The sequence below is a fragment of the Clavibacter sp. genome, assembly GCF_014802555.1.
Taxonomy (GTDB): Bacteria; Actinomycetota; Actinomycetes; order Actinomycetales; family Microbacteriaceae; genus Clavibacter; species Clavibacter sepedonicus.
The window spans coordinates 18810-27882 of record NZ_JAAVCB010000102.1 but is presented as its reverse complement, the minus strand read 5'-3'; the positions used below and the strand labels follow the sequence as shown (position 1 = coordinate 27882).

The following is a 9073-nucleotide window of genomic DNA, read 5'->3' as shown; positions in this document are numbered from 1 at the left end:
GGATCCCGCGGCCAGCCCCGCGAGGGCCGTGGCGGCCAGGCGGTCGCCGGCGCCGCACGGGTCGCCCGTCGCGACGAGCGGGGCGGGGACGACGACGGGCATGGATCCACCGGCCGCGCCGGACGCGGGCGCCGACACGAGCAGGGCGCCGCGCTCGCTCATGGTGACGGCGACCGTCGCGACGCCCCACTTCGCCTGGAGCAGACGGGCGGCGTCGGCCGCTGCGGACACGTCGCGCCCGGCGACGCCGGAGAAGGCGCGCGCCTCGGCGAGGTTCGGGGTGGCGAGCGCCGTGTTCGGGACGGGCGCCTCGCCCGCGGGGTGCGGATCCCACACGAGCGGCACCTCGGCGGCGCGCGCGTCGAGGGCGGCGCGCAGGCGGGGATCGCGCGTGACGCCGCGGCCGTAGTCGGCGACGACGATGGCGTCGGCCGAGGCGATCGCGTCGAGCATCGCGTCGGTCGCGGCGGGCGTGGGCGGCGGCGCGCAGCCCTCGTCGATGCGGGCGATGGCGTGGCCGTCGGCGCGGACGCGGGTCTTCACGGGCGTGGGCGCGCCGGACGGGCCGGCGACCACCTCGATCCGGTCGAGGCACGCGCGGAGCGTCGCGGAGTGATGGTCGTCGGAGAGCACGGTGACGAGGCGCACGTCGTGGCCGTCGCGCGCGAGCATCGTGGCGACGAGGCCGGCGCCGCCCGCGCGGGGCAGCGACTCCTCGACCTCGATCACGGGCACGGGCGCGTCGGGGCTGAGGCGGTGCGCGGCGCCGGTCATGTCGACGTCGAGCAGCACGTCGCCGACCACGACGATCCTCATGCCGGCACCTCGGCGGGCGCCGCCGTGGTGGACGCGGGGGAGACCGTCACGGGCACGGACGCCGACGCGACGGCCGTCGTCGCCGACGCACGCGCCGCGGCCCGGTCGTTCGCCTTCAGGCGGCTCTCGAACGCGCGGCAGATCGCGTGCACGGCGACGAGCTGCGCCTCCTGCACGTTGGCCGACGGCCCGTCGAGCGCGAGGGACTCGTCGCACGCCTCCACCAGCGGGTTCGGGCCGGGGCCCGTCATCGCCCAGGTGGTGGCTCCCGCGGCGCGCGCGGCGGCGGCGGCGCGGAGCAGGTTCTCGCTGCGGCCGCTCGTGGAGAGGAGCACGACGATGTCGCCGGATCTGGCGTGCGCGTGCACCTGCCGGGCGAAGACCTCGTCGAAGCCGTAGTCGTTGCCGATCGCGGTCACCGCCGACGACTCGGAGTGCAGCGCGATGGCGGAGAACGGGCGGCGGTCGCCGTCGAACCGGCCGACCAGCTCGCTCGTGAGGTGCTGGGCCTCGGCCGCGGATCCGCCGTTGCCGGCCGCGATGAGGCGCGCGCCGTGGCTCAGGCGGTCGGCCATCTCGCGGCCCCACGCGGTGAGGCGCGGCGCGTGCCGGCGGAGGTCGTCGAGCACCGGGCCGAGCGCGTCGAGGTGGGCGTCGACCACGGTCGGGTCGGCGGGGAGGTCGTCGGGGGCGGCGGCCTGGATCGCGGCCAGGTACGCCTCCGCGGTGCGGGCGGCGACGGTCGACCACGCGTAGCCGTGCTCCATGCGGTCGCGGCCGGCGCGGCCGAGGCGGCGGCGGCGCGCGGGATCCGCGAGCAGCTCCCCGAGGGCCTCGGCGATGGCGGCGGGGTCGCGCGGCGGCACGAGGATCCCCGTCACGCCGTCGACCACGCTGTCGGTGAGGCCGCCGACCGCGGACGCGACGACGGGCACGCCGGAGGCCATCGCCTCGAGCGGCACGATGCCGAACGGCTCGTACCAGGGCGCGCACACCACGACGTCGGCGGTGCGCATCACGGCGGGCATGTCGGCCTGGGAGACGCGGCCGTGCAGGCGCACGCGGTCGGCGACCCCGGCGGCGCGGGCGGCGTCCATGAGGCGGCGGGCCTCCGGGTCGTCGGACCCGCTCGCGCCGTCGCCGGATCCGCCGACGATGACCAGCTCGACGTCGGTGCGGCCGCGACGGGCGAGGATCCCGAGGGCCTCGATCGCGAGGTCGACGCCCTTGCGCGGCACCAGGCGGTCGGCGGTGTCGGCAGCGTCGTCGGGCTCGTCCGCTCGCGGTGTGAAGTGCCCGATGTCGACGCCGCACGGGATCACGGTGACGCGGGCCGCGTCGACGCCCGCGCGCACGAGCTCGGCGGCCTCGTCGGAGCAGGTCGCGATGACGGCGTCGGCGCGGCGGCCGACGCCCGGCTCGAGCTCGGCGCGCGCGGCGGGGCTCGTGTCCTCGGCGCCGAGGTGGCGGCGCTTCACGGATCCGAGCGCGTGGAAGGTGTGCAGCACGGGCGGCGCGGCGGCGGCGCCGACCGGGGAGGACGCGAGGCGCGCGGCGGCGTCGAGCGCGGCGACCCCGGACATCCAGAAGTGGCTGTGCACGACGTCGGGCCGGGCGGTGCGCCAGTCGGCGAGGAGGCCGTCGGCCAGCTCGCCCATGTGCGGCAGCAGCTCGTCCTTCGGGACCGCGCGGGCGGGTCCGGCGTCGAGGTGCACGACCTCCACACCGGGCGCGAAGGCGACCCGGGCGGGCAGCGCCTCGTCGTCGCGGCGCGTGTAGACGGTGACCGTGTGGCCCTCCTCCGCGAGCGCGGCCGACAGCGCGGCCACGTGCACGTTCTGGCCGCCGGCGTCCACGCCGCCGAGCGTCGCCAGCGGGCTGGCGTGCTCCGAGATCATCGCGATCCTCATCGTGTCGTCCTCTCGTCGAGCGGGTGGGGAAGGGGGTGCGGGTCGGCGGGTGCGAGCGCGGTGGCCGGGGCGGTGCCCGGCGGTTCCGGCGGGGCGGTGGATCCCGCGGCCCGGCGATGCGCGCGCCGCCGGCCGGCCGCGTCCACGGCGTCGTGCAGCACGGCGTCCATGTCGTGCAGGAACCGGCCGAGGGAGTAGCGGGCGAGCGCGGCCTCGCGGGCGACGCGTCCACGGCGGGCGGCCTCGTCGGGATCCGCGAGCAGGAGCCGGGCCGCGCGCACGAGGTCGGCGGGGTCGGACGAGATCGCGCCCGCGTCCGGCGGCACCGCGCGCGACGCCTCGGTCGCGTCGAGCACCAGCACGGGCATCCCCATGTGCATCGCCTTGAGCAGCGACAGGCCGAGCGAGGTCCAGCGGTGCGGGTGGATGTACGCGCGCAAGCGGGCGAGCTCGGGGTGCATGCGGGAGGTCGGGAGGTCGCCGCGCGGCACGATGCGCTCGCCGAGGTCCGGGAACGCGTCAGGGACCAGATCCGTCCCCATCCCGAACACCTCGACGGGCGCGACCTCCGCGAACGCGGGCAGCAGGTCGGTGCCGGTGATGCGGCCGCGGCGCACGGGCTCGTTGATCACCGCGCCGAACGACAGGGCCTCGCCCGTGTAGAGCGCGCCGGGGTCGGGCACGCCGTGCTCGACGACCGTCGTGGGCGCGCATCCGGTGTCCCACATGAGCGCGTTGAAGCGCGTGACATGGATCACCGGGATGTCGTCGCGGTCGGCCAGCGGGTGCACGGTCTCGGTCGGGGCGCCGCGCGGGGTGTTGTGCTCGAGGAAGACGGCGGGCACGTCGGATCCGAGGCGGCGGCCGAGCAGGCGCTCGGCCTCCGCGATCTCCGGCATGCGCTGGAGCAGCACGAGGTCGACGTCCGCGTCGTGCAGGGACGACGGATCCACCTCGCGCGCGCTCGAGGGCCACGCGCGTCCGCCGCGGCCGAGGCCCCACGCGTCGCGGGCGGGCGTGGTGGGGAAGAGGATCTCGTGGGATCCGAGCACGAACGAGTCGGTCCAGCCGCCGTGGACGTGCCACATCAGGATCCTCATGCGGGCACCTCCGCGCGGCTCGTCGCCATGAGCCGCACGACCGCGTCGGCGACCTCGGCCGGCGCGACGCCCGCGAGGCACGGGTGCCCCGGCACGGGGCAGTCACGCGCGCGGCTCAGCTTGCAGGCCGCGTCCTGGTCGCCGAGCAGGATCACGGGCACGCGGTACGGCGCCCAGCGGATCGGCGGCACGACGGGCGAGAACAGGCTGACGACGGGCAGGCCCACCGCGGCGGCGAGGTGCGCGGGGCCGGTGTTGCCGCTCACGAGCACGGCCGCACGGCGCATCAGCGCGCCGAGCCCGGCGAGGTCGGTGCGGCCGCCGAGGTCGAGCGCGATGGATCCGGCGACGTGCGCCGTGAGGTCCCGCTCGTCGGGTCCGCCCGTGACGACCACGGGGATCCCGCGCGCGGCCAGGAGCGCGACCGCGTCCCGGTGCTGGTCGGCCGGGTACGCGCGCGCCCCGACCGCGGCGCCCGGGTGGACGAGCGCGAACGGACCGTCGGGGAGGAGCGCCTCCACGTCGGACGGCAGCTCGGCCGGCAGGACGGCGAGCCGCCCGTCGTCGCCGTCGGGCAGCGCGTGCCCGGCCGCGGCGGCGATCGCGAGGGCGCGCTCGGGCTCGGGCTGGTCCTCGTCGAGGTCCTCGCCGGGCTTCAGGCGCACGTCGAGGAGGGATCCGGCGTAGTCGACGCTCGCGCCCGTGATCCGCTCGACGCCGGCGAGCCGCAGCAGCAGCGCGAGCGGGAGCGGCGACTGGTGGAAGGACGTGAGGATGACGGCCTCGTCGGCATCGACCTCGGCGAGGATCGCGTGCAGGGCGTCGACCGACGCGGCGTCGGCGGCGGGCGCGGGGGAGGAGATCCACGGCGCGTCCCACACGTGCACCGCGTGCACGCCGGGCAGCAGCCGGCCGGCGGACGCGCCGCGCGGACCGCAGAGCAGATGCACCTCGACGCGGGGGTCGGCGGCGACGGCGCGCACCGCGGGCCCCGAGATCAGCACGTCGCCCACGGAGTCGAGCCGCACGACGAGCACGCGGCGGGGCGCGGGGTCGTGGATGAGGAGGTGCACGGCGTCGAGGATCGTCGGGGCCACCAGCTCCGCCTCGGCCACCTCCTCCTCGCGCGTGACGGGCGTGGGCACGAGCACGCCGCGCGCGCCCGCGGCCCGGGCGGCGCCCATGTCGGCGGCGATGTCGCCGACCACCGCGACGCGCGACGGATCCACGCCCCACGTCCGGCAGGCCTCGAGCACCATGCCGGGTCGGGGCTTCCGGCATTCGCAGCCGTCCTCGGATCCGTGTGGGCACAGCAGCACGAGGTCGAACGCGCCGAGCAGCTCCTGCACGCGGGCGTTGACGGCGTCGGCCTGCTGCCGAGTGATGAGGCCGCGCGCGATCCCGGACTGGTTGGTCACCATCCCGATGCGGAGGCCGGCGGCGCGCACGGCGTCGACCGCCTCGCGGGCACCGGGCATGAGCGTGACGAGCGCGGGATCCCCGTTGTACGGCACGTCGACGACGAGCGTCCCGTCCCGGTCGAACAGGACGGCCTCGAGGTCGTTCCCGGGCGAGCGCATGACGGAGACGTACCCGACTGCTCCTCGAGCCAAACCCCGCCCGCGGCACTTCTCCTCGGGGTGGTCCTCGTTAGCTCCGCGGTCTCTGTCCTTCGAGCGGGTATCGCTACATGGGTGTCACACCCCGTGGATCGGCCCACGCTGTCTCGACCGGCCCTCGATGTCGACGTTCCTAGTCAACAGGGGGTGGTTTTCGTCGAAAAACTGCGGAAACAGCGCTAGGATCGGCGCATGGCGACTGTTGGAACCTCATGCTGATCCGATTTGCTGTGGAAAATTTCCGGTCCATCAATGAACCCGTTGAGCTGTCCATGGTTGCGCTCGACGCAAATAGAGAGGGTCCGCGGCCTTCTGAATCGCTAAATGCCAGCTTGTTGTCTGTGGTGGGCATTTTTGGACCTAACGCATCCGGTAAATCAAATATACTGGCTGCCATAGAATGGCTCAGGCGCGCCGTCACTACGTCTCTAAGGAGTTGGGATGAGGCAATTCCTGTGCCCAACTTTGCATTTGGCAAAGACGGCAGTCGGCCTACCAAGTTCTGGGTCGAGTATCTCATCGAGGACATCCGCTTCGAGTATCAGCTCGAATTAGACTCAACCTCGGTGAAGTACGAGGGCCTTTTTCACTATCCCGCGGGAAGGCGCAGACGCCTATTCGAGCGGAGCGACATGGAGCTCAAGCTGCAGGACGGTCTTGGCGAGCTATCAGGTGCGCGCAAGCTGCTAACCGAGACGGCTTTAGTTCTGTCCATTGTTCGGCTCTTCAAGGAGCCGCTGACTCGTAGCTTCACGCGTCAAGTATTCAACACAAGCTCCAAGGGTCTGCATTCGAAGACCGGAATGATGCGTGAGTTTGGCATGGGCACGTTTGGCTCATCTGCGCCACTGTGGTTCGATATGCCCGAGGTGACCATGTCGACCGATGCAGAGGATGACGATCAAAGCGCAGAATTGCCCGTGAACAACAAGCGCGAGCAAGGTCTGGCTCTCCTGAAAATGGCCGACCTGGGAATTGTGGACGTGATACGGCGCGAGGATGAGTCAAGCATTGCTGACCAGAGGAACCGCAAAGTTACTATGCTTGTCCATAACGCGGACGGTGGGAGATATCCCCTTGACATGATGGCAGAGTCTGCCGGCACGCAGACCTGGTTTCGGCTAGTGGGTCCCCTCCTTCAGACCCTGGAAAGAGGGGGTGTTCTTGTTGTTGACGAGATCGACGCCAGTTTGCACCCCAAGCTGTCGGCAGAGATCCTTGGTATATTCTCGAATCCTCGGACTAATCCGAATAACGCCCAACTTATATTTACGTCGCACGACGCTAGTTTATTGGCTCGACTGAATAGAGATGAAATTTGGTTGACGGAAAAAGATGATTCGGGTGCAACTTCGCTGACCCCATTGACGGATTACAATGGTGACCGCGTGCGGAAGTCGCAAAACCTTGAGAAGGGTTACCTCGAAGGGCGCTTTGGCGGGGTGCCAGACATCGATATGGTAGGCGTATACCGAGCGCTTGGGCTTATCGGCTAATGGGTCGGCGTCCATCCGCAGTCTTGCGACGGCGGCGACCCTCCAAGCCGGAGCGCTATGTGATAGCTCTATTTTGTGAGGGCGAAGCAACTGAGCCGGAGTATTTTAAGGCTCTCGCCGCATTGCCTGAAATTCGGAGCCGAGCGAAACTAGACATGCGTATCAGTCTCACGGGTGCCGTGCCGCTCACGCTGGTGGAAAGTGCCGTAGCCGCTCGGGCGCGCGATGAGGCAAGCGAGTACTGGTGTGTATTCGACGTCGAATGGCCGCGTCAACATCCTCATTTGCACGAAGCCTTCGAGCTTGCCCGAACCAGAAGCATTCGTCTGGCCGTTTCGAATCCTTGTTTCGAAATATGGCTCATATTGCATATGAGTGAGCACGGTAGTCACTTAGATAACGACGACGCTCGCAGGCGGCGAAGGGACCTTGACGGTGCTGGTGACAAGCACGTTGATGCGGCTGCTTACCTTCCCCTTCGGGCCGTCGCGGCTGGTCGGGCGCGCGCTTTAGAGCTGCGTCACGAACGAGAGTCTTCTTTAATGCCCCACAATAACCCTTCAACGTCCGTGTATCAGTTAGTGGAATCGATCGAGCGCGCCAGCGGGGCCTGACGCCACCGCGACCGGGCCAGCAGCATCGGCATGAGCGGCGCGATCAGCAGCGCCCCCAGCCCGCCGACCGCCATGTCGCCGATCGTGTCGTCGTAGCCCGTGAGGATCGCGGGGTCGAGCCACGCCCGCCCCGCCCACTCGCCGAGCTCCCACAGCGCCGAGAGCGCGAGGCCCACCGTGAGGCTGAGGATCCCGAGGGGCAGCGGCCGCCGGTCGACCACGACGCCCGCGCGGTCGGCGAGCAGGATCACGAGCGCGGCGAGCGCCGCCGTCGTGACGAGGTGCGCGGGGATGTCCCACCACGGCAGCATCTCGTAGAGGTCGAGCCGGTTGCTCGCGGCGGAGACGAGCGTCGTGACGCCGATCGCCAGATCCAGCCCGGGCCTCGCCCCGAGGGACCGCGGTGCCACGAGCCCCAGCAGCGCGAGCGCGAACATCGCCGAGGTCGTGCCCGTCCACGCGAACACGGAGAAGAGGAAGGTGAGCAGCCCGATCACGCGCACGGCGTCGGCGAGGATCGCCGTGATGCCGTGCGGCGGCTGCAGGAAGGTGAGCCCGGCCAGCCCGGCGAACGCGGCGACGTCCTCGGGCGCGTGCGGATCATCGAGTGAGGCGGGGTCCGACGGATCCGTCAGCACCGCACCACCGCCTGCAGCGCCTCGTGGTCGCTCGGCGCGCGCCCGTCGATGCGCGTCGTGTTGATGCCGACCCGCTCGACCTCGACGTCGGGCGTGACGAGCATCCAGTCGATGCGGCGGGTCGTGCGCTTCGGCGCCTTGTAGTTCGACCACGTGCCCCACTCCGGCGTGAGGCGCTCGCGGGCGGCGGGCCACGCGTCGACGAGCGCGCCCGACCCGATCAGCAGCCGGTGCGGCTCCGTGTTGATGCCCGCGTTGGTGTCGCCCGCGACGATCGTGGGCGCCTCCACCTCGGCGACGATCCCGAGGATCATGCGCGCCGACTCCTCGCGCGAGCGCCGAGAGAGGTGGTCGAAGTGCGTGTTCACGTGCCGCAGCGGCAGGCCCGTGGCGCGATCCGTGAAGTCGGCGACCACGGCGATCCGCGGCACCATGTTGCCCCAGGTGCGGGATCCGGCGACCGCGGGCGTGTCCGAAAGCGCGACCTGCCGCCAGGTCGTGAGCTCGAGGCGGCGCGTGTCGTAGAAGGTGGGGCAGCCCTCGCCGTGGCCGTCGGCGTTGCGGCCGTGCCCGATCCGCCGGTAGTGTCGGCCGAGCGCGTGCGACAGGGCGCGCCCCTGCGTGGGCATCGCCTCCTGGGTGCCGAGGAGAGCGGGCTGCTCGCGTTGGAGGAGCTCGGCGATGAGCGGCTCTCGGTCGGCCCAGCGGTCGGGGCTGCCCGGCCGGTACCGGCGGAACAGGCGCCGGATGTTGTACGTCATCACGTGCAGCTCGGGGGCGTCGACCGGGCCGACGAGCACCCGCCCGTCCTGGAGGGTTCCGTCGGCGCTGAGGGTCATGGATCCATCGTCCCCCAGCGGGCCCGCGTCGACCGCCGCTG

General features: G+C 71.6%; 8 protein-coding genes and 1 pseudogene. 2 read left to right on the top strand and 7 right to left on the bottom strand.

The genetic code is table 11. The features are described from left to right. From HDR73_RS11340 to HDR73_RS11315, 5 genes and pseudogenes are all read right to left on the bottom strand, one after another. On the bottom strand, positions 1-816 hold an 816-nt coding region (locus HDR73_RS11340), incomplete at its 3' end, for a PfkB family carbohydrate kinase (protein WP_287136445.1). Further along, positions 813-2726, bottom strand: coding sequence for a glycosyltransferase (locus HDR73_RS16570; RefSeq protein ID WP_012299908.1), 1914 nt, complete (start codon positions 2724-2726; stop codon positions 813-815). The genes HDR73_RS16570 and HDR73_RS11340, both read right to left, overlap by 4 nt. Continuing rightward, positions 2723-3826: a glycosyltransferase gene (locus HDR73_RS11325; RefSeq protein WP_012299907.1), complete on the bottom strand. Its 1104-nt coding sequence runs from the start codon at positions 3824-3826 to the stop codon at positions 2723-2725. The genes HDR73_RS16570 and HDR73_RS11325 overlap by 4 nt, the downstream gene beginning before the upstream one ends. After that, positions 3823-4887 carry a glycosyltransferase family 9 protein gene (locus HDR73_RS11320; RefSeq protein ID WP_223842792.1) on the bottom strand — a complete coding sequence of 355 codons (1065 nt, stop codon included), beginning with the start codon at positions 4885-4887 and terminating at the stop codon, positions 3823-3825. The genes HDR73_RS11325 and HDR73_RS11320 overlap by 4 nt, the downstream gene beginning before the upstream one ends. Positions 4888-4917: 30 nt before the next feature. Then, a pseudogene (locus tag HDR73_RS11315) lies at positions 4918-5406 on the bottom strand (D-glycero-alpha-D-manno-heptose-1,7-bisphosphate 7-phosphatase); the annotation flags it as partial. Positions 5407-5657: 251 nt separating this feature from the next. Here HDR73_RS11315 and HDR73_RS11310 point away from each other — a divergent pair. Both HDR73_RS11310 and HDR73_RS16565 read left to right on the top strand, forming a co-directional pair. Continuing rightward, positions 5658-6941: an AAA family ATPase gene (locus HDR73_RS11310; protein ID WP_012299905.1), complete on the top strand. Its 1284-nt coding sequence runs from the start codon at positions 5658-5660 to the stop codon at positions 6939-6941. Then, a complete protein-coding gene (locus tag HDR73_RS16565) occupies positions 6941-7555 on the top strand; it encodes an RloB family protein (RefSeq protein ID WP_012299904.1) in 615 nt (204 codons plus the stop codon). The genes HDR73_RS11310 and HDR73_RS16565 overlap by 1 nt, the downstream gene beginning before the upstream one ends. On the opposite strand, the gene HDR73_RS11305 is transcribed toward HDR73_RS16565, so the two are convergent. Together HDR73_RS11305 and HDR73_RS11300 are read right to left on the bottom strand one after the other, a co-directional pair. Further along, on the bottom strand, positions 7516-8193 hold the full coding sequence (locus HDR73_RS11305) for a DUF2238 domain-containing protein (protein ID WP_012299903.1): 678 nt from the start codon (positions 8191-8193) through the stop codon (positions 7516-7518). The genes HDR73_RS16565 and HDR73_RS11305 overlap by 40 nt on opposite strands. Continuing rightward, on the bottom strand, positions 8187-9032 hold the full coding sequence (locus HDR73_RS11300) for an endonuclease/exonuclease/phosphatase family protein (protein ID WP_012299902.1): 846 nt from the start codon (positions 9030-9032) through the stop codon (positions 8187-8189). Before HDR73_RS11300 ends, HDR73_RS11305 begins: the two co-directional genes overlap by 7 nt. Positions 9033-9073 lie beyond the last annotated feature (41 nt).